Source organism: Sporolactobacillus caesalpiniae, from assembly GCF_040513385.1.
GTDB lineage: Bacteria > Bacillota > Bacilli > Bacillales > Sporolactobacillaceae > Sporolactobacillus.
The window spans coordinates 268,816-287,307 of record NZ_JBEVCB010000003.1 but is presented as its reverse complement, the minus strand read 5'-3'; the positions used below and the strand labels follow the sequence as shown (position 1 = coordinate 287,307).

Below are 18,492 nucleotides of genomic sequence, written 5' to 3'. Positions count from 1 at the left end.
CACCTTTTCTTCCATAGAAAGCTAGTTTTATCTTAACATAAATTTAAGGTAGAAAATCGTATGGAACTTCACAGCTCAATATCCGCCTGAGCTCGTGTATCCGCACTGAGCACATTGTGCATCATGCGCAGCGCATAATCATTGTCCTCTTCAACGTTCGACGCGCAGCAGTCCTTAGGAACAATGAGCTTGTAATCCCGCATGTACGCATCGTTCGCCGTAAAGAGCACACAAATATTCCCGGCAACGCCGGTAAGAATGAGCGTCTCGGCTCCCAGATCGTGTAAAAGTGCGTGAAGCGGTGTCGCGAAGAATCCGGAATGCTTCGGTTTAATAATGAAATAATCGGAGGAAGCAGGAAGAATTTGGCGAACAACTGACGCTCCCGGCCCCTTCATCGCTTCGCTGATCAGGTAGTCGCGATCCGATTTCCATCTGCCCGAATTGTCATTGACAAAGATGATGGGGATGGCTGATTGACGCGCGCGAGCAATCAAATCGGCAAGTGGCCCAACCATTTGTCTCATTTCATTCAGTAAAAGATCCGCCCGACTGAACTGAAGCGGATTGATCATATCAATGATGAGCAATACCTTGTCACTTTTCACAACATCGCCCTCCTCTGCCCATTCATTATTGCCAAACAGGGTAGACGGCATTCGAGCTTGTCCTCATCGAAATTAATGAAACAAAATCCTTCCTGATTCATATGCTGATGTTAGCGAAACATTCAAGAGGAGGAATGGATGATGGACAACAAAGACCATCAAAAACCTGAGCAGCCGATACGGCGAAACTTAATGAACGATCTTGACGCGTTTTTCCAGGGCAATCCTTTTGGTGATGTGCTCAAATCGATTGATGATTTCTTCAGCAATCACTCATTCGCCGGATTTCCGGTCAGGCTCTATGACACCAAGAATGAATGGGTGGTTGAAGCCGAACTGCCTGGAGCTGATCGTAAAAATATTCACATCGAACTTCTTGGCGATAAGGTGAAGATCGCTGTGGAAAATGACCTGGAGATGGAGTCGCAGCATCAAGAAACCGGTGCGTACAGCCATGAACGCCGCTTTGATCATGCCGAACGCGTTGTGACTTTGCCGTACACTATTGATCGGTCCCGCACGCAGGCTTCTTACATCAACGGGATTCTTAAAATCCACGGGCCAAAATCTCCAAAAATCGGCCACAATCTTTCCATTAATTAAAAAGAGAATCGGAGAAAATGATTTTCCCGGTTCTCTTTTTTTGCCATTTTATTTGAAAGATGCGACGAATCGCTCCAGACGATCCAAACCGTCTTTCAAAAGATCCATTGAGTATGCATAGGACAAGCGCAGATAGCCTTCACCATAGGAAGAAAAAGCGCTGCCCGGAACCGCCGCGAGACGTTCCTTGTCAAGCAGCCGCAAAGCGAATTCCTCGGATGACAAACCGAATTTCTTAATGGACGGGAACACGTAAAATGCGCCTGACGGGCGTACCACATCAATTCCCATAGCCTCAAGACGGCTGATCACATAATCCAAGCGTTCTTTATACGCTTGCCGCATTGGTTCTGCGTCATCCTTTCCCACAGTTAACGCTTCAATAGCCGCATACTGGGTAATACTTGTGATGCACGAGATGCCGTATTGATGCACTTTAATCAGTTGATCGGCAATCGGCTTGTCCGCCAAAATGTAACCCATACGCCAACCAGTCATCGCATGTGATTTGGACAGCCCATTGATGACCAGTGTTTTTTCCTTCATGCCTGGGAATGTCGCAATTGAAACATGTTTTTGACCATATGTCATTTCACTATAAATTTCATCTGAGACAACAAAAATCCGTTTATCCTTTAACACTGCTGCGATTGCCGCGACCTCCGCTTCGCTAAGCACGCATCCGGTTGGATTTGACGGGTACGGAAGAATGACTGCTTTTGTTCGATCAGTCAGATATTCGGCAATTTGCTGCGCAGTCATTTTAAAGTCCGTCTCTCGCGTGTCAATGTAAACAGGAACGCCGCCGGCAAGTGTGATTGGTGCGGCGTAACCCGGATAGGCCGGTCCCGGAAGAATAACCTCGTCACCATCCTCGATCAGCGTACGAAAGGCAAGATCAATGGCTTCGCTTGCGCCAACGGTCGTAATAATTTCCGATTCTGGTCCATAATGCAGATCATATTTTTCCGCAACATAATCAGCGATTGCTTGTCGCAATTCAAGTAAGCCCGCATTCGCCGTATACGTTGTTTTGTTTTGGTCGATCGCAGCTTTTCCGGCTTCTTTTACATGCTCCGGTGTGGCAAAATCCGGCTGACCGATCGTCAGCGATACCGCCCCCGGATAATCTTTAACTTTATTGAAAAATTTCCGGATGCCGCTGATCTGAATCGCACGGACTCGTCCGTTCACTAATTGTTCCATAGATGACATAACATTCACACACTCCCCGTAAAATACAGAAAAAGCCCGCGCGTCTTGATTCACGCGAAGGCTTCGGTTTTCCTGACTGTTAATCAGTAACCACTGCTTTTTCTTCTATTTTTGTTTTCTCTTCTGACTCTGCTTTTGCTTTTTCTTTTGTTTTTTTGACTTCTTTATTTTCAAATTTAATCTCTTGAGTCCAGCCTAATTTATCTTCAATTTTCCCGGTTTGGATGCCAGTCAGTGTGTCATACAGTTTTTGCGACAGCTTGCCTGTTTTTCCATTGGCGACCTTAATCACATGGTCTTCCCATTTTAAGAAACCAACCGGTGAAATAACAGCTGCCGTACCCGTGCCGAAAACTTCTTTAAGCTTCTGTTTTTCCGCCTTCTTAAACAATTTATTCACGGAAATTTTCTTTTCCTTGACGGTTACACCCCAATGTTTCAGCAATCCGATTACAGAATCGCGGGTTACACCAGGAAGAATGCTTCCGTTCAAAGCCGGCGTCCAAACCTCATCATCGATTTTGAAGAAAATGTTCATACTTCCGACTTCTTCGATATATTTGTGTTCCACGCCATCCAACCACAGCACCTGATCAAAGCCTAATTCTTCCGACTTGGTCTGTGCCTTCAAGCTTGCTGCATAATTTCCCGACGTTTTCGCATAGCCGACGCCGCCTTTTACCGCGCGGACATATTCGTCTTCAACATAGATCTTTACCGGACTCATGGAATTGCCAAAGTAGGATCCGACAGGGGACAGAATGACCAACAGCTTGTACGTTGCAGAAGGATGCACGCCGAGCGCAGGATCCGTGCCAATGATGAACGGGCGGATGTAGAGCGATTGCCCAGGTTCGGAAGGAATCCATTTCTCTTCAATTGCGACTAATTTCTTGATCGCCTTGATCACGAATTTTTCATCAATTTTTGGAATGTTGAGCCGTGCGCACGACTGGTTCATTCGTTCCATGTTCTTATCCGGCCGGAAAAGCAACACGCGCTTGTCTTCCGTTCGATACGCTTTTAAGCCTTCAAACACTTCCTGACCGTAATGAAAAATTGTTGCGGCAGGATCAAGCGAAATCGGACCATATGGAACAATTTTCGGATCATGCCATCCTTCTTCCAACGAATAGTCCATCTCGAACATGTAATCGGTAAAATACTTACCAAACCCCAGCTCGCCGGCATTAGGCTTCGTTTTCAATTGATCTGCTTTTTGAAACGCGATCGACTGCCCCATGTTTCGAATCCTCCTAAAATTTGTTTTCCTAGTTTGATTATAGCAATCCGTTTCGTAACGCGCTACAATCCCCAGACAAATCATGCAAAAGCAGCGAGTTCCATACCAAATCTGTTCATTGTTTTTTATTATTGTTTATGTTTATCTTCATTACTATTCGATGCTTTGTTGGATTTTCTTGAATGCTGTTTATTTATGTAAAAGGAAGGGCAATTAATGTGTAAAAAAAGTAATTCAAACCCCTTCTCTTGTTGGGCTGATCCTGCTACAATGTTCTGGTTGACTTAAGAAGGCGCGCGAGCAATCAACGACCTTCTGTATTCTGTATTTATATGAAAGGAGCGCCATACCATGCGCCAATTTACCTTTGCCTCTTGTGCTCTTTATTTTCTGACCGGACTGACTGCTATTTCAATCGGATCTGTGATGCCTGAACTGTTGAACTATTACCATGTTTCTTACACGATTGGCGGAAGGCTGATTTTCGTTGGCGCGATGGGATTTCTTGCAGGCGTTCTGCTCACTTCATACCTGAATCGCCATTTCCATCCGAAACCGCTCTTAACCATTGCCGCCCTTGTGATCGCCTTTGCCCAGTTCAGCATTCTGATGCTTCCGCCGTTTCCGCTGTTTATGGCTCTCTATTTCATTAACAGTGTTGGATCGGCCTCGATCGGTATTGTTGTCGCTACGATGTTCATTGAGGTATTTATCGGCAGACAAGCGGTTGCGATGAGTTATTTGGAAGTATCATTTGGACTCGGCGCCTTCACCATGCCGCTGCTTGCAAGCTTCTTCATCGCACACGGCATCTGGCGTTACCTGTTTGTAGTCACCGCTGTACTCGCAGTCGTGCTTGCCGTTGTTTGGACACGAATTTCCTACTCCAAACAAATGGTGGATACCGGCGAACCGCTAGATGCTTCCGGTTCAAGCGACGCTCAGCGGCCGCTGAGCGCACACTTGAAATGGATTGTGCTTGGACTGTTCGGTTTCATCGTATTCCTGTATGGAGGATTTGAAGGCAGTTTGAACAATTTCATGTCGTCGATTTTTATGCAGTATCTGAACCAAGCCGCGTATTACGCTTCAATCAGTGTCGGCATATTCTGGGGTGCAATGGTTATTGGGCGCGCGGCAACCGCGATAATCATCCGCAGGCTAACCTACAGTACCTACTTGCTGATGAGTATATGCGGCTCGATTGTTTCACTGCTTTTGTTTATTTTTCTAAAAAACGCATTGATGGGTTATGTCTTTGTCGGCACGCTGGGACTGATGATGTCCGGCATCTATTCCATCACGCTTGTCTATGCGAACTATTCCATTCCGAATAGCGCGCATTTGGTCACACCGGTCATCTCCGGATTGTCCGGACTGGGTGCCGCAATCTTTCCAGCATTTACGGGATTCGCTATCGACCGCTCCGGCATGACCGTAACCTTGTGGTATATCGTTGGCATCGCCATGACCTACCTGATCTTTTTGCTTGTCATTAATCGACTGCGCAGCGGACGTCCTTTAAAAATCACCCTGCGCTTACGCCGCGCTTATTCTGATTTCGCAGCGCGACGCCCTCGTTTTCGTTTTAAATAATGATTATTAATATATAAGCCCATTCGGAACGGATCCGCGTGGGCTTTTTGATGTGATGAAGTTTTGTCAATCATTGCATCTCTTTGAACAATGAATAAACTAGGCGTATAGAGGTGTCAGGGGGAAGCGGTCAATGGATGAGCAAATGCTGGAGGCAGAATACACATTAATCAACGCGCTGGGCACAATCAGCGCGGCAATCAGCGCAACCCCAAGTGTAGCAGTCCCTGAGCATCTAAAAAATGGACTCGGTGTTACCGGCAATACGCTTCAGGCAGCCGGAAGCTCACTAGACGCAAATATAAACGATGGACTGGATGCGATCGGCGGTGCCACCCAAGCCTTCGGCAACTCACTGGTCATCTATGGATTAATCGCCCAATGTTCTAATGAAGAAAATCTCCGCAAAATCACAATCGGCAACTCGCTTCAAGCGCTCGGCGGCTCCCTTTCGCTATATTCGGATCTGGAATCAGAAGAGCGGAACCGTGCTGTTGCCCTTTCCATCATCGGCAATCTTCTGCAAATTGCCGGCAACTCGCTCCAGGCTGTTTCTACCATTTTTCAATTGAATCAAACGGTCGATGAAACAAAATCAGACCAAATTAACGCAACAGGAAGCTGGGTGCAAGCCCTAGGCGCGTCCCTGTCTTTTTTGGCTGCGTTTGATCGAGTAGAGATTGATGGGGACATGCGACCAAGCAATCGTTGATCAGCTTACTCTTTTTGTCAGCAACATGCTGAACAATTTTTCAAACAAATACGGACCAGCAAAAAACAGAATTACTGTAAAAAATCGAATATCTGCATTTCCAACAATAAATAACGCGTACAACGTTATATTGATAAGCACTTCAAGTGTTGCATAAGCTTTGACCTTTACTAAACGCGACGGTTCAACGTTAGCTAATTCAACCTGAGTGATGATTAACGTTAAACTCGATTTAAAGTTCCCAATAAATATATGTATTAACGCTACGATCTGAATAATCGCCAAGATAATGAATAGCAATCTAATAATATTTTTTATTACCTCAAACATGATTTTCCTCCTATTCACGTTTTTCCTCTTAATCTTCTACAATTTCCGTTCACTTGATTTTAAATGTAACAGCGTCGGTAGAAAAGCAAGGGCAATAAGGATAATCATAACAATATCCGGAATTCTCGTACCCGTTACACTGTTAAAACAGACCAGTGCAATCGCAAGCAAGACCAGTGCCAAGTTAACATATTTTTTTAGAGAATTCCCCTTAAAATCAGGCGTGTAAATGATGAAAACCATCAGAAAGAAAGTTAAAAAAAAGATAACAAACATGCAGATGTCTTCCTCTCAATCTAAATTATCCAATCTTTTCAAAATCACTTTCCATGGCGAATTGGTGTTTTTGAGGTCAATAATTTAAATAAACCGTCATCATCAATTACATTTATTGCTACCACCTTGCCATTACTAGTGGTGTTTATATCCCCAATAATGGTTGCCGCATTTGTTTTGCCATTTTTGGTGTAGTCCACATCGAATTTGAATGTGTACCCTCCGGATTTAGCTTTTTGCACGTTGATCGGCATTGCTGCTTTCAATTGATAACCAGCCATGAATGCAGATTGCAGCCAAGTGGTCCCTTGATTATTCTTTAAAAATTCTTGAAGGTATTGTTCTTCTATGAGGGACTTATATTTTTTTTCTAAATAGGGAGTCAATGCTTGCGGATCTGTTGTTGCCTGTATCTTGAACAATTTCTTTTGTTCTTCGTCTGGACCGGTGAATATACTTTTCAAAACAGTTCGGATTGTTTCTTCACTTTTACTATTATCATGCCGACTCGTGTCTCCACTTGAACAACCGACAACGAAAATCAATAAAGATGCTAAAATTGCCAATTTGAGTAAAACACTTTTCATGAATTAGATCCTCCTTGCTTTCGGAAAAAGTTAGATTATGAAGAAAATCGGTGGATGTAATGGTAAAAAAAGCTGCATGTCGAATCGTAGATGTGGGCAATAGCAGATGAACAGATCGGATCAAAAAAACATGGTTATCGCAGAAAAGATTTAAGCTGGGGTTCGGTTTATTGCTGTTTTTGTGATGGACCTTACAGAATATCTTTCTAAATAATAGCATTATAAGCAATAATAAGTAAACTAATTAATGTAAGGTGATTCGATGAGTGAGCAATTGTATTTACACAGTCCTACACTCCGTAGTTTTGCAGCACACCTAATTAAAGTCAGTCTGGAATCATTGATAAGATTAATGATTCCGGGTTTTTTTATTTTTATTTTATGTCATATATATGTTATGTTTTATTATGTATTATGATATAATCAGTATATACATACTGATTAATCGGAGGATAAACGATGTTCCTCAAAAAGGCGAAAAATAAAAAGACCGGCCGCACCTATTTGTCGATTGTTCATGGTTATCGTGATCAAGTGACGAAAAAAACGAAGCTCAAAACGATTGAGTCTCTCGGCTATTTAGATGAGCTTGAAAAAGAATACGAAGATCCGATTGCTTTTTTCAATGAAAAAGTCAAACAGATGAACCGCGAACAGGAAGCGGAGAAGTCGACCATGACCTTCCAGATGAGTCGCGATGAACGCCTTCAACCGTACGCGGCTAATCGTAAAAACTTCGGTTATGCCGTTCTGAGTCAGATCTACCATGAACTGGGGATCCATACGTTTCTCCAGAATCGGCAGCGCCATACGCAGGAAGCCTATGATGCCAATACCATCATGAAGCTCCTTGTCTTTTCTCGTCTGCTTTTCCCGGCCTCCAAAAAGAAAACATACGCACAAAAGGAGTACTTCTTCGAGAAAACCAACTTTTCACTGGACGACCTTTACCGCTGTCTGTCTTTTTTGGCGCAGCGTAAAGAGGCGCTTCAGCTTTGGCTTCATGAACAGATTAAGCAGCGCTATGGGCGTCGGACAGAGCTCGTTTACTATGACGTCACGAATTATTATTTTGAAATTAATGAAGCGGATGATCTCCGTAAAAAAGGCGTCTCTAAAGAACATCGTCCCAATCCGATCGTTCAGATGGGCCTGTTTATGGATACGGATGGCATTCCGATTACCTATGGCTTGCACTCAGGAAATTTACTGGACAAGCAAACCTTTATCCCGATGCTTGGCACGATTCAGCACAATTTTTCACTAGGTCGCATCATTGTGGTTGCGGATAAAGGAATGACCACAGGAGACAACATTTGGTATACGCTTTCCGCCAAAAACGGATATATTCTCAGTTACTCGGTCCGCAGTGCGGATCGAGCTTTTAAAGACTATGTGCTCGACTCGGATGGGTACCGTCCCCAAGGGGACGGATTCAAGATCAAATCCCGGCTTTATCCACGAGAGATCTGGGTGACGACGGAGAGCGGGAAGAAAATCAAGAAACAAGTGGATGAAAAGCAAGTCATCTTTTACAGTGAGAAATACGCGCGTAAAGCTAAGGCGGACCGTGCTCCTGCTTTGGAGAAAGCCAGACGCCTGATTCAAGAGCCTTCCCGCTACAATCGTTCCACCTCCGGTGGCGCGGCTCGATTCGTGAAAAATTTACGTTTTGACCCGAAGACAGGAGAAATCAAAGAATCTGTACAAACTCGGCTGATTTTTGATGAGGAAAAACTAAAAAAGGAAGAAGAACTGGATGGCTATTATGCGATCGTCACCAGTGAATATCAGGAAACGGACGAACAGATTATCAAGCTCTATCGAGGTTTGTGGAAAATCGAAGAGAATTTCAAGGTGACCAAAAGCGATCTCGAAACACGGCCCGTTTATCTGTCGACACAAGAACATATCGAGGCGCATTTTTTGACCTGCTTTGTATCACTGGTGATTGCCCGAATTTTGGAAATCCGTCTCCACGGGACTTACTCAATCTCCACCTTGATCGAAAGTCTGAAAAAAGCATCCTGCAGTCACATTCAGGAAAATTATTACCTGTTTGACTATTATGATGACGTACTCACCGACATCGGCAAAGCATTCGGCATCGATTTTGGGAAAAAATGCCTGCCTCTCCAAGAAATCAAAAAAATTTTAGGACAGGTGAAAAAAGGCTGATTTTCCCTACAACTTTATGACAAATAGAATCAGCCATAAACCGTGTAGCCGTGCGGGTTCATGGCTGATTTTTAGTTCATTTAGCTGCAAAAGTCAGGTTATAAGCAATAATAAGTAAACTAATTAATGTAAGGTGATTTGATGAGTGAGCAATTGTATTTACACAGTCCTACACTTTATGAACTCGATTATCGGCAAAAAATACTCGAGCAGCCTAACACGATGTCCTACAACAAAGGCTACGATCTACAGCTTGACAATTATGATCAGAAAACCGGATGTATTGATTTTAGCAAAGACTATTGGGCAGACTGGTATTCACGATGGGGCAGCCAAGCATCGGGGCGTTATTACGCGTATATCATGCGAAAAAATACGCGATTGCCTATCGGTGATGCCGCACTGCGCTACGATGAAGAACAACGTTCATACTGTGTCAGTTTAGTAATCGAGGCAAAATATAGAGGTATTGGGTACCGCGAAGAAGCCTTGCGCTTACTGCTTGATGTGGCATTCAATCAGTTAGATGCAGAAAAGGTATACGATGACTTCCCAAAAACGAGGGTATCCGCCGAGAAAGTATTTCATAAAGTGGGGTTCAAAAGAACAACTGACGAGATCGTCGAGCTGACCAAGGATGATTATTTAACTAGCAGTTGACGGATAAAGCGCAGGAACCACCGAAAAAACTGAAGAGAAGGAGTAGGACGAACGCCCGAAAAATTAGATCGAATCTATATAAAAAGTTAGATCGAACGCCTGAAGAGTTCAACCTAAGAGAAGAAAAATTCAACTGAAGAACACGAAAATTCAACTAGGCAGTTCTTCTCTACAGGGCAAAAAAATATTCCCAGTAGAAATTTATTTTGATACATCAGCGCCAACTATTGTTCGCTAGTAAAATTCATTCCTCAGTTAAAGATTCCATTTTAGCATTCTATTTTCTTGTTCTGAGATACCGTTTCAGTTCTTCATAAAAGTTTTCTCGCGAGCCGAACATAATACTCGCAACGAGTTTCCCGTTTTCGTCTTCTTCAAGCCGATAGGCAAGTTCGTAGTTAATTCCCTTGTTATACAAATCTAATGATTGATACCCGACAAGATCACCTTTTTTCGACTCCCCAACCGATGGATCATGACGAATCGCTTCGATAGCATCTCTGATTTGCTTATAAAAATTTTTATCCTGTTTTTTAATTTTCTTTAGTGTTCTTCCGGCCTTTGGCTCAATTCTGACATTTAGCATAGGTTTTAGTTATCTTCCTCTTCATCAGGAAGTTTATCTAAGTATTCATCCAAAGACATGTCAGGAGTCATGACCTGCGCCTTTTTTGCTTTATTTGTTTTGTCTTCAAGCATTTGTTTCAACGCACTTGGAATCCGGGTTTTTAACCGTGAAAATTCTGTAATCAGCTCTTGTCCTGTAAGTCCTTGATGAACAAGATCACTTAATAGTTCTTCGCTGAAATCATAGCCTTCATACAGCTTACTGGACTTAATAATAATTCGTTTACCTATCGGATCAAATTCCAGCAATGCTTCATTGGAAAGTCCGGCTTTCGCAAAAAGATCAGACGGAATCGTCAGTTGATGCTTGCTCGATATTCTGACTCGTCTTGGTTCTACTGAATCCACCATTTTTGATGCACCTCCTTTACTAATTCCATCATTGACGTTATGCTTTGCATTTTTTTAAATTGCTCTATTGTTCATTTAAAGAGTAACCGTTAAATACCGTAGTAGTCAATGTGAGCGGACAAGCCCACAAAACTGCCTTTATACCTTCGGAAAAATATTTTTCTACACTTGGAAAATAGTCCATTTCATGAAAAGTCTCGTCCATCTCTGTATAATAAAGACAACTTGTCAGAATGAGATGTGAGCATGATGAAACCAATAACCGAAGAAGCGCACCGCCATCTGATTGATACCGCGCGTAAAAAAGAGGCGGCATCCTTGTATTTTCCGGATGCCTCTGTGCTTCATGTCTATTCAGGAATCGTTCAAAAAGAAAATGTATGGATCAGCGGCGACCGGATTGCTTATGTCGGTCCGGATGAACCGCTGATCTCAGAAAAAACAGAGATTTACCATTTAAAAGAGAACCAGGTGATGGTGCCCGCCTATATCGAACCCCATGCTCATCCGTTCCTTCTCTATAACCCGCTCGCTTTAGGCACTTATCTGACGGAAAAAGGAACGATGATTTCGGTCAATGACAATAGTTTCGCATCTAGGCATTTAAACGAGGAACAAATGCGTACCTTTGTTGAAGAACTGGATCAAACAGGACGTCACTCGTGGCTTTGGTGGGCTTATTTCGAAGAGCATCACCCCGCAACCCGCGTGCTGGAAAAGTGGCTGGACCAACCATATGTAGTGCAGGGAGGCGAGCTCAGCCACTGGCTGCCGTTCAAATTGGGTTCTCCTGATTTGTATGAGAAGCTTTTCACAGTCAGGTACTCTGGAAAACGGATGGAAAGCCACCTGCCCGGCTCGTCGGTCACTACATTAAACCTATTTGCGTCCGCCGGCATTTCGGCTGACCACGAATCCATGACGGCGCGTGATGTCATCAATCGACTGAATCTCGGGTACTACACGGCGATTCGTTATTCGTCAATCCGTCCTGATCTTCCGGAGATCATGAGTGGATTAGCGGAGCACCCGGGACTTGATTTGTCCAAGTTAATGTTAACTAATGACGGTGCGTCACTCCCGTTCTTGAAGCAGGCCACGCACGCGTCGATGATCAAACTTGCGATGAAAAACGGAATTTCAATGCCTGACGCTTATCGCATGGCGACCCTGAATCCTGCCGTATACTACCGCATGGATGACAGCGTCGGCAGCATCTCTCCGGGAAGAATTGCGGACATTAATATTGTCGAGGATTTGAAGGAACCGGAACCGACACGCGTGCTCTTCGAAGGAAAATGGCTTGTGCGTGATGAGGAAAAAGTGACGAAACCAGCAAGCTTTGCATTCGAACATTATTTCAATCAAGCGAATCTCGCGCATTTGCCGGATGAATGTCCCGTGCAGGAGACGACCTCCATCGGTCTGTCGCTTGAAAATAGTGTGATTACCCGCCCGTACACCTTTGATCCGAAGGGTACATTAGCGGAAAATGAGTGTTACTTAACGTATCTTTGCCGAACAACCGGCGCGCATCTGAGCACGCGAATCAAGAACTTTTCGCATTCCCTGCGCGCCCTTGCAAGCACCTATTGCGCCTCCGAGGATATTCTGATTATCGGGCGCGACAAAAAGGCGATGGCGCGTGCCTATCAAACGATCCGCGCCGGATTCCAAGGCATCACCGCGCAGTTTGATGAGACAAGTTCATTTTCGATCAATCTTGATCTGCTTGGTATCATGAGCAAAAAGCCAATAAATGCACTAAGTTCCGAGGCTGAGCAATTCATCGAGCATATGAAAAAGAACGGATTCGCCTTTGACGATCCGTTCTTCTGCCTGTTTTTCCTGACCGAGCTGCATCTCCCTTTTGTTCGTCTCACACCAAAAGGAATCATCGAGATCAAATCAAACGAGATTATTGCCTCAACCGTTAATAATTGATTTTCTCCAAATACAGTCCGCAGGCTTCGGCTATGCGCCCTGTTTGCACGTGCTCATTCGATGCCAAGATTTGCGGGATCGCATCAATTCCGACCTTTTTAAGTACGCCGACCACTTATTTCTTAGTAACACTTTTGCTCGATTGCTTCTGAAGTTCTATTAGCTTGAAGAAAACAAAGAGCCTTCCCAATTTGAGGTAGCGTGTTCAATCAAAGTCAATGCGTAGCTCTAAATCATCCATAATAAGACCGCTGTCGCATGCACTCAATGGAGACAAATCGGGATCACATGATAATTGGCTTGAGAAGAAATATTAGTTCGTAATAGTTATTCAATAACTATTCAAGCTCTGTTAAACTAGCGATCACTTTTTCAAAATCCGATATCGTTACTTTTTCATTACGATCGCTTGTATCTTTTATTACAGCCAATCTGTACAGGTATCCCGTACTCTCGTCAGTCCAGAACAATTGCTGGGCATAGTCATTATCCAAATATACAGCGTTACTATCTTTGGAAATATTAACTATACTTTTTGAATATGCAATTGGTGAGTTTGGATCTGTAATGAATTCGGTCTTACTACCATAAATGGTTACGAGAAATATTCCCTGACTATCTGTGTATTCAGCTTCAAATACATTTCCATCCCCTTCTTTTCTAAAATTGCTTTCGATGCTTACCTTATTAGACTCATCTTTGCTATTCACAGAATCAAGAGAATTTATTTTGGACGAATTATTGAATGGTATTTGCTTGGGTAATTTAATATGTTCTTTGAAAGTATCAGGTGCTGAAGATATTGCAGCGATGCCTTTCTGAAAGACTAATGAAGATTCTTTTGGCTGAGCGTTTGTTTTGGCCTCTGCGTTAGTGCCACTGAGACTGTTTATACCAATTCCAATAATGAAGCCGAAACATCCAATTAGAAAAATGGATAGGATATATTTGATTATATTTCTCAACTTGTATCACTCCTTTAAACTTTCTCAATTTCCAAAATAAAATAGACTCTGTAGTCGAGTTGCCAAATGATTAACAGCAGCAGTTTTATCACTGAGAAAAGTGATAGCAACTTTTCGATTAGATCCTTTAAATTGATTATTTCCTAGGGAAACAGTATATTTTGTATTATTGTTAATTGGAACACCAAAATATTCACTACCATAATGTTTTGCTGTTGTGCTATTGCTATCAGCATATATATCGCTTAGATAAGGCATACCTTTAACTACACTTTTACCAGATATTGTTGCAGATTTAGTTTGTAAGTAACTACTATTGTAATAGTAGCCCACGGATTCATTTATTTCCCAAATCCCTCCTCCCGTTGCACAACCTGTAGTATTATTAGCTGTGTGATTTCCGGTACTTGTTGAACCATAAGTGTAATCATAATAAGTATCAGTGGCATGGGCGTTATAGGTATAGGCTAAGAAAATACCACTAAATAGAGAAAATACTAAACCAAAGATTGCCAACTTTTTTTTCACAAATAAAAACCCCTTTAATTTATGGAAATATAAATTCTAAAATCAGCAAGCTCGTTTGAAAACTGTGAATAATGGAAATGAAGGAGCCAAAAAATAGAAGTAACTATGCAAGATTAATCGTGGTGTAAACTAATTGTGTGGAAGTTTATATTCATACATTGTAATTTAATATTTTTAAAAAATCAATAGATTTCAAATATTAAGCTGAATATTTATGATAATATGATATGAGGAGGGATAAAATGAAAAAAATAATAATTTTAAACGTGATTGTCGTATGTTGCTTGATCATGGTTGGCTGTTCTGGTTCTAAAGATAGTTCTTCTGTGAAAAAAGGTGTTTTAGATATAACGCATTTGACAAAAGAAAATAGCGTCAATAAGGATAAAAATCTTCCGATAAGTTATGAAGCCCCTAACACAAAAACGGCTCTTGAGGCACTTCCATTTACTATCGTACTTCCAAACAAACTTCCCTTTAAATCAAAAGGATTTGATACTAATTCCATTGAGGACCAAAAACATAATAAAAAAAATTTATTAGCATCATTTTCAGCATTTTCATCAGATGCTAGTGAAAGGGTAATTATTGCAGCAAATAATTACAATGCGTCTTATTTAACTAAGAAGTACAAGAAGATCACTTTAAATAAGAATATTATTGGTTATTATCAAGGAACAAGCCTTTCATTTGAATATAAAAAGATTAATTACAATATTACTTATGCGAATGATAAAAATCCAAAAGCTCAAAAAGAAGGGCTCATTAGTATGGCAAAACAAATGATTTATTAACATATAAGAAATGTTTGCGTTTCTTCATGATTTGTATTAATAGGATCTCAACTTTCGCAGAGTGAAAATCCGAAATAACCCTTGATATAACGTACTTTGTGGCCTATTCATTATGTTTCTTGACAAAATAGAAAGACACCTCAACTTTTGGTATAGTGATTTTGACGAAATACACTACCAAACAGAAGAGGTGCCCTCTATATGATAGCGAAAAAAGGTCAAAATAATCAACTACCATTAGAAATAAAAGCAAAATTCGATGAGTTGAAGATTCTAAAACATTTACGTCAGGCAGGAATTCAAAAAGCCTTCGGCTTTTCCAGTGGTTATCTTTTTCAGCTTATTTTTCGTCTGATCTTTACCCAAAGAAATTGGTATCGTTTACTGGAGAGTAATAAAGCAGATGAATTACCAGGCAAGGATGCTGTTTATCGTTTTTTAAACTACCCGAAGTTTGCCTGGCGCCGCTTCCTGACGGCACTAAGCGTATTCACGATTATGAAAGTCAGCCGTTTGACGAGCACCTGCCACACTAAAGTACTCATTCTGGATGATTCATCTTTTTATCGCGACCGCAGTAAGCGCGTCGAACTTTTGGCTCATTGTTTTGACCATGCCAGGAGAAGACACTACAAAGGATTTCGTATGCTGACATTAGGATGGTCCGACGGATCAACGTTCCTGCCCATTGATTTTTCACTCCTTAGTTCAAGCAAAGAAAAGGCAAAAATTAATGATATCAATTCGACGATTGATAAGCGTTGTTCCGGCTATAAAAGACGAATCGAAGCTTTACAAACAGCTCCTGAACAAATCCCTGGGATGGTTAAACGGGCCTTGTTGAACGGAATTGATGCATCCTATGTTCTGATGGACAGCTGGTTTACCCAACAACCTTTGATCAAGGCTTTGACCGATCAAGGTATCGATGTTATTGGTATGGTGAAACCAACGAATCAGCGCTATCGAGTAGGCTCTCAATGGGTTGGATTAAGAACGCTGTATCGACTGTCGAAGCCCGTAACCAGTCACAAAGAAATTTTACGTTCTATTCGTACCACAATGGCTAATGGAGTCCCGGTCAAAGTTGTGTTCGTTCAAAACCGCAATAAACAAAGTGAATGGCTAGCCATCTTAAGTACTGACTGCACACTTACAGAACAGGAAATCATTCGTACGTACGGCATGAGATGGGACATTGAATTATTTTTTAAAGCAACGAAGTCATTTCTTAAGCTTCAAAAAGAGTTCCAGGGCAGATCGTACGATCTGCTGATTAGCCACACAACCATTGTCTTTACAAGGTTTATTCTCCTGTCTTGGCAAAACCGTTGCAGTACAGATAATCGAACCCTTGGTGGTATGTTTTATGAACTCTGTGACGAAATGAATGAACTGGATTGGGCTGTAGCACTGACGCAGCTCATGGATATTCTTCATGACGCCCTAACAAAAACAAAAAAATCAATCAAAAGATGGGTTACTTGTCAACTGACACAATGGATTGAGAGCTTACCCAACTATATCAAGGTTTATCTGCCCAAATTAGGGTGCGAAAGTTGAGATAGGATCAATCAAATATTTACCACAAGATTATTTAATCATGATATTCTCTTGAGCAATCTTTTTTTCAAAATCCATAAAGTGAAAATAGGATAAGCAAAAAAAACCATACGGATCTTCTAGTCATCCGTATGGTTTAACAAGAAACCAAGTAATATCCGCGTTGAGCGGATGTAACGCAAAATCAAAGCAGCATTACAGTGAACGATCCGCTTCAATTATTGCCACCGCTAATGGCATATGAAGCGGATCATTTTTTTGTTAGACAGAACCCCGAATGCGATTATCGCTCCAACAATTAATAGTTAATTTTTTCCAAATACAGTCCGCAGGCTTCAGAGGATTTTAAATTGTTTTTTCATTGGAAACCGATTGGTTCGATTTATTTGTTACCAACATTGAAGCTACAATTAATATTAAGGAAATGACACCATAAGAAAACCAGGAAACATGAATATTAATGATATTTGCAATACCGAGAAAAACAAATTGCCCCAGAGGTGCACCCACCATCATCAGTGTATTAATGACTCCGGCAGTAGAAGCCAAATGTTTTTCATCGATTTTCTGAATCATCAGGGATGAAAAGCGCACATTGATTTTACTAAGGGTATACGCAGCCATAAATGCTGCTATAAATAGAACCCAAACAGAGCCTAGAATTGTAAAATCCAGCGCCATTATAACAAGGCTGAACAGTGTTACATTTAAAATAGATGTAATCTGCCAATTTTTGAAAAAATCATTGCTTAAAAGAGCTCCCAAGATCATGCCTACTGAAAAAATGATTAATGTAATTGCCAGCGTATTACCGAAGTTCCCGAGCCAGAGAAATGATTGATTCGCTAAAGAAACACTGATAAGTCCCTCACAGCTGCCGCCGATTGAGTTAACTAAGAAAAAGAGAATTAAAATTGGAAAAATCGTCGACTGATGCCGAAGATCTTTCAACGTTTCCCAGCTGCTTGCAAAGAAATGATGCGTCGATTTTTCGGTCTGCATGGAAGGTGATTCAGTTTTCTTGGGACTTGTATCCGTTTTAAAAGCGATCGCTTTTCTATTTTTCAGTATGATCAAACCGGCACCTAAAAACGTGCACGCGTTAATTAATGCGAACAGCCCATAATTATGATTCAATAATACAATCAGTCCTGCACCGAGTCCTTGAAAAACGATACTCACGATCTCAGTCATGGCAGAGGATAAAGAAACAGCATCATCCATGTGAGACGGGGTAACAGAATGCTTGATAACAGTTAATTCTACTCCACTGTTATACTCGCCCAACACATCAGAAATAACAATAATTAATAATAGTAGTATGAATAGGAGCAATGGGATTGATTGATGATTGAAGGTAAATGTCAATGCCAGAATCAAAAACAATCCGCACTGAATCACACGAGTTGCTATTATTTTATTCACTTTTTTCCGAGTCTTGTCCGCCCAGTATCCTGTTAAGAGTTGCAATAAACTGGGAAATACCGTTGCAAATGAGGCAAGAGAAACAGCTAGTGTTTTATAGGGCAAAGTTGCAGCGTAGATGATAAATACAATATTAAATAAACTGTCCCCAATGCCATTAAGAACATTCGCATTAAGCAATGCTCGAAAAATTTTATTTGAACGATATTCATGCAATTTTTATCACTCCTCATTGGGAAAAGCAGCATACGTGGGTACTGTTTTCAATGATCATTACGGGTGGGGAG

19 protein-coding genes are annotated in these 18,492 nt (G+C 41.6%); 8 read left to right on the top strand and 11 right to left on the bottom strand.

All coding sequences use genetic code 11. The annotated features are described in order from the left end of the window. Nucleotides 1-68: 68 nt before the first annotated feature. Entirely contained in the window at nucleotides 69-659 is a 591-nt protein-coding gene (locus ABWW58_RS07345) for a cysteine hydrolase family protein (protein WP_353868505.1), read from the bottom strand. 90 nt (nucleotides 660-749) lie between these two features. Between ABWW58_RS07345 and ABWW58_RS07340 the strand changes: the two genes are divergently transcribed. Continuing rightward, complete coding sequence (locus tag ABWW58_RS07340) at nucleotides 750-1,211, top strand: Hsp20/alpha crystallin family protein (RefSeq protein WP_353868504.1); 462 nt, start codon at nucleotides 750-752, stop codon at nucleotides 1,209-1,211. A gap of 48 nt (nucleotides 1,212-1,259) precedes the next feature. Here the strand turns inward: ABWW58_RS07340 and ABWW58_RS07335 are convergent, their stop codons facing one another. Beyond that, nucleotides 1,260-2,417 (bottom strand): aminotransferase A, encoded by a 1,158-nt coding sequence (locus ABWW58_RS07335; protein WP_353868681.1) that lies wholly within the window; start codon nucleotides 2,415-2,417, stop codon nucleotides 1,260-1,262. 88 nt (nucleotides 2,418-2,505) lie between these two features. Then, the gene (locus ABWW58_RS07330) at nucleotides 2,506-3,669 is read right to left on the bottom strand and encodes a branched-chain amino acid aminotransferase (RefSeq protein ID WP_353868503.1); all 1,164 of its coding nucleotides are present in this window, start codon (nucleotides 3,667-3,669) and stop codon (nucleotides 2,506-2,508) included. A gap of 351 nt (nucleotides 3,670-4,020) precedes the next feature. Between ABWW58_RS07330 and ABWW58_RS07325 the strand changes: the two genes are divergently transcribed. Both ABWW58_RS07325 and ABWW58_RS07320 read left to right on the top strand, forming a co-directional pair. Next, a complete protein-coding gene (locus tag ABWW58_RS07325; RefSeq protein ID WP_353868502.1) occupies nucleotides 4,021-5,265 on the top strand; it encodes an MFS transporter in 1,245 nt (414 codons plus the stop codon). 133 nt (nucleotides 5,266-5,398) lie between these two features. Further along, nucleotides 5,399-5,977 (top strand): DUF6944 family repetitive protein, encoded by a 579-nt coding sequence (locus ABWW58_RS07320; RefSeq protein WP_353868501.1) that lies wholly within the window; start codon nucleotides 5,399-5,401, stop codon nucleotides 5,975-5,977. Here ABWW58_RS07320 and ABWW58_RS07315 read toward each other — a convergent pair whose 3' ends face one another. From ABWW58_RS07315 to ABWW58_RS07305, 3 genes are read right to left on the bottom strand one after another with little or no spacing between them, the layout of a single operon-like run. After that, complete coding sequence (locus ABWW58_RS07315) at nucleotides 5,978-6,307, bottom strand: hypothetical protein (RefSeq protein WP_353868500.1); 330 nt, start codon at nucleotides 6,305-6,307, stop codon at nucleotides 5,978-5,980. Nucleotides 6,308-6,343: 36 nt separating this feature from the next. After that, complete coding sequence (locus ABWW58_RS07310; protein WP_093674539.1) at nucleotides 6,344-6,583, bottom strand: hypothetical protein; 240 nt, start codon at nucleotides 6,581-6,583, stop codon at nucleotides 6,344-6,346. A 44-nt stretch (nucleotides 6,584-6,627) separates the two neighbouring features. Continuing rightward, a complete protein-coding gene (locus ABWW58_RS07305) occupies nucleotides 6,628-7,170 on the bottom strand; it encodes a hypothetical protein (RefSeq protein ID WP_353868499.1) in 543 nt (180 codons plus the stop codon). Nucleotides 7,171-7,629: 459 nt separating this feature from the next. Here ABWW58_RS07305 and ABWW58_RS07300 point away from each other — a divergent pair, with 459 nt between their 5' ends. Next, nucleotides 7,630-9,348: an IS1634 family transposase gene (locus tag ABWW58_RS07300; protein ID WP_353868498.1), complete on the top strand. Its 1,719-nt coding sequence runs from the start codon at nucleotides 7,630-7,632 to the stop codon at nucleotides 9,346-9,348. A 141-nt stretch (nucleotides 9,349-9,489) separates the two neighbouring features. Next, a complete protein-coding gene (locus ABWW58_RS07295; RefSeq protein WP_353868497.1) occupies nucleotides 9,490-10,008 on the top strand; it encodes a GNAT family N-acetyltransferase in 519 nt (172 codons plus the stop codon). A gap of 277 nt (nucleotides 10,009-10,285) precedes the next feature. On the opposite strand, the gene ABWW58_RS07290 is transcribed toward ABWW58_RS07295, so the two are convergent. Continuing rightward, nucleotides 10,286-10,594, bottom strand: a complete 309-nt coding sequence (locus ABWW58_RS07290) for a type II toxin-antitoxin system RelE/ParE family toxin (RefSeq protein ID WP_353868496.1) — start codon at nucleotides 10,592-10,594, stop codon at nucleotides 10,286-10,288. A gap of 5 nt (nucleotides 10,595-10,599) precedes the next feature. Beyond that, nucleotides 10,600-10,986 carry a hypothetical protein gene (locus ABWW58_RS07285; protein ID WP_353868495.1) on the bottom strand — a complete coding sequence of 129 codons (387 nt, stop codon included), beginning with the start codon at nucleotides 10,984-10,986 and terminating at the stop codon, nucleotides 10,600-10,602. 246 nt (nucleotides 10,987-11,232) lie between these two features. On the opposite strand from ABWW58_RS07285, the gene ABWW58_RS07280 reads away from it, so the two are divergent. After that, on the top strand, nucleotides 11,233-12,930 hold the full coding sequence (locus ABWW58_RS07280) for an adenine deaminase C-terminal domain-containing protein (protein ID WP_353868494.1): 1,698 nt from the start codon (nucleotides 11,233-11,235) through the stop codon (nucleotides 12,928-12,930). 338 nt (nucleotides 12,931-13,268) lie between these two features. Here the strand turns inward: ABWW58_RS07280 and ABWW58_RS07275 are convergent, their stop codons facing one another. After that, nucleotides 13,269-13,895: a hypothetical protein gene (locus ABWW58_RS07275; protein ID WP_353868493.1), complete on the bottom strand. Its 627-nt coding sequence runs from the start codon at nucleotides 13,893-13,895 to the stop codon at nucleotides 13,269-13,271. A 24-nt stretch (nucleotides 13,896-13,919) separates the two neighbouring features. Further along, on the bottom strand, nucleotides 13,920-14,423 hold the full coding sequence (locus ABWW58_RS07270; protein ID WP_353868492.1) for a hypothetical protein: 504 nt from the start codon (nucleotides 14,421-14,423) through the stop codon (nucleotides 13,920-13,922). A gap of 242 nt (nucleotides 14,424-14,665) precedes the next feature. On the opposite strand from ABWW58_RS07270, the gene ABWW58_RS07265 reads away from it, so the two are divergent. Both ABWW58_RS07265 and ABWW58_RS07260 read left to right on the top strand, forming a co-directional pair. After that, entirely contained in the window at nucleotides 14,666-15,217 is a 552-nt protein-coding gene (locus ABWW58_RS07265; protein ID WP_353868491.1) for a hypothetical protein, read from the top strand. Between the two features lie 201 nt (nucleotides 15,218-15,418). Then, nucleotides 15,419-16,780, top strand: a complete 1,362-nt coding sequence (locus ABWW58_RS07260; RefSeq protein WP_353867754.1) for an IS4 family transposase — start codon at nucleotides 15,419-15,421, stop codon at nucleotides 16,778-16,780. 345 nt (nucleotides 16,781-17,125) lie between these two features. Here ABWW58_RS07260 and ABWW58_RS07255 read toward each other — a convergent pair whose 3' ends face one another. Next, nucleotides 17,126-18,421 (bottom strand): MFS transporter, encoded by a 1,296-nt coding sequence (locus ABWW58_RS07255; RefSeq protein WP_353868490.1) that lies wholly within the window; start codon nucleotides 18,419-18,421, stop codon nucleotides 17,126-17,128. Between the last annotated feature and the right edge of the window lie 71 nt (nucleotides 18,422-18,492).

Bases quoted from the DNA above. Each gene is read 5' to 3' on its own strand.
- ABWW58_RS07345 (WP_353868505.1), bottom strand. From the start codon at position 659: ATGCCGTCTACCCTGTTTGGCAATAATGAATGGGCAGAGGAGGGCGAT.
- ABWW58_RS07340 (WP_353868504.1), top strand. From the start codon at position 750: ATGGACAACAAAGACCATCAAAAACCTGAGCAGCCGATACGGCGAAAC.
- ABWW58_RS07335 (WP_353868681.1), bottom strand. From the start codon at position 2,417: ATGGAACAATTAGTGAACGGACGAGTCCGTGCGATTCAGATCAGCGGC.
- ABWW58_RS07330 (WP_353868503.1), bottom strand. From the start codon at position 3,669: ATGGGGCAGTCGATCGCGTTTCAAAAAGCAGATCAATTGAAAACGAAG.
- ABWW58_RS07325 (WP_353868502.1), top strand. From the start codon at position 4,021: ATGCGCCAATTTACCTTTGCCTCTTGTGCTCTTTATTTTCTGACCGGA.
- ABWW58_RS07320 (WP_353868501.1), top strand. From the start codon at position 5,399: ATGGATGAGCAAATGCTGGAGGCAGAATACACATTAATCAACGCGCTG.
- ABWW58_RS07315 (WP_353868500.1), bottom strand. From the start codon at position 6,307: ATGTTTGAGGTAATAAAAAATATTATTAGATTGCTATTCATTATCTTG.
- ABWW58_RS07310 (WP_093674539.1), bottom strand. From the start codon at position 6,583: ATGTTTGTTATCTTTTTTTTAACTTTCTTTCTGATGGTTTTCATCATT.
- ABWW58_RS07305 (WP_353868499.1), bottom strand. From the start codon at position 7,170: ATGAAAAGTGTTTTACTCAAATTGGCAATTTTAGCATCTTTATTGATT.
- ABWW58_RS07300 (WP_353868498.1), top strand. From the start codon at position 7,630: ATGTTCCTCAAAAAGGCGAAAAATAAAAAGACCGGCCGCACCTATTTG.
- ABWW58_RS07295 (WP_353868497.1), top strand. From the start codon at position 9,490: ATGAGTGAGCAATTGTATTTACACAGTCCTACACTTTATGAACTCGAT.
- ABWW58_RS07290 (WP_353868496.1), bottom strand. From the start codon at position 10,594: ATGCTAAATGTCAGAATTGAGCCAAAGGCCGGAAGAACACTAAAGAAA.
- ABWW58_RS07285 (WP_353868495.1), bottom strand. From the start codon at position 10,986: ATGGTGGATTCAGTAGAACCAAGACGAGTCAGAATATCGAGCAAGCAT.
- ABWW58_RS07280 (WP_353868494.1), top strand. From the start codon at position 11,233: ATGATGAAACCAATAACCGAAGAAGCGCACCGCCATCTGATTGATACC.
- ABWW58_RS07265 (WP_353868491.1), top strand. From the start codon at position 14,666: ATGAAAAAAATAATAATTTTAAACGTGATTGTCGTATGTTGCTTGATC.
- ABWW58_RS07260 (WP_353867754.1), top strand. From the start codon at position 15,419: ATGATAGCGAAAAAAGGTCAAAATAATCAACTACCATTAGAAATAAAA.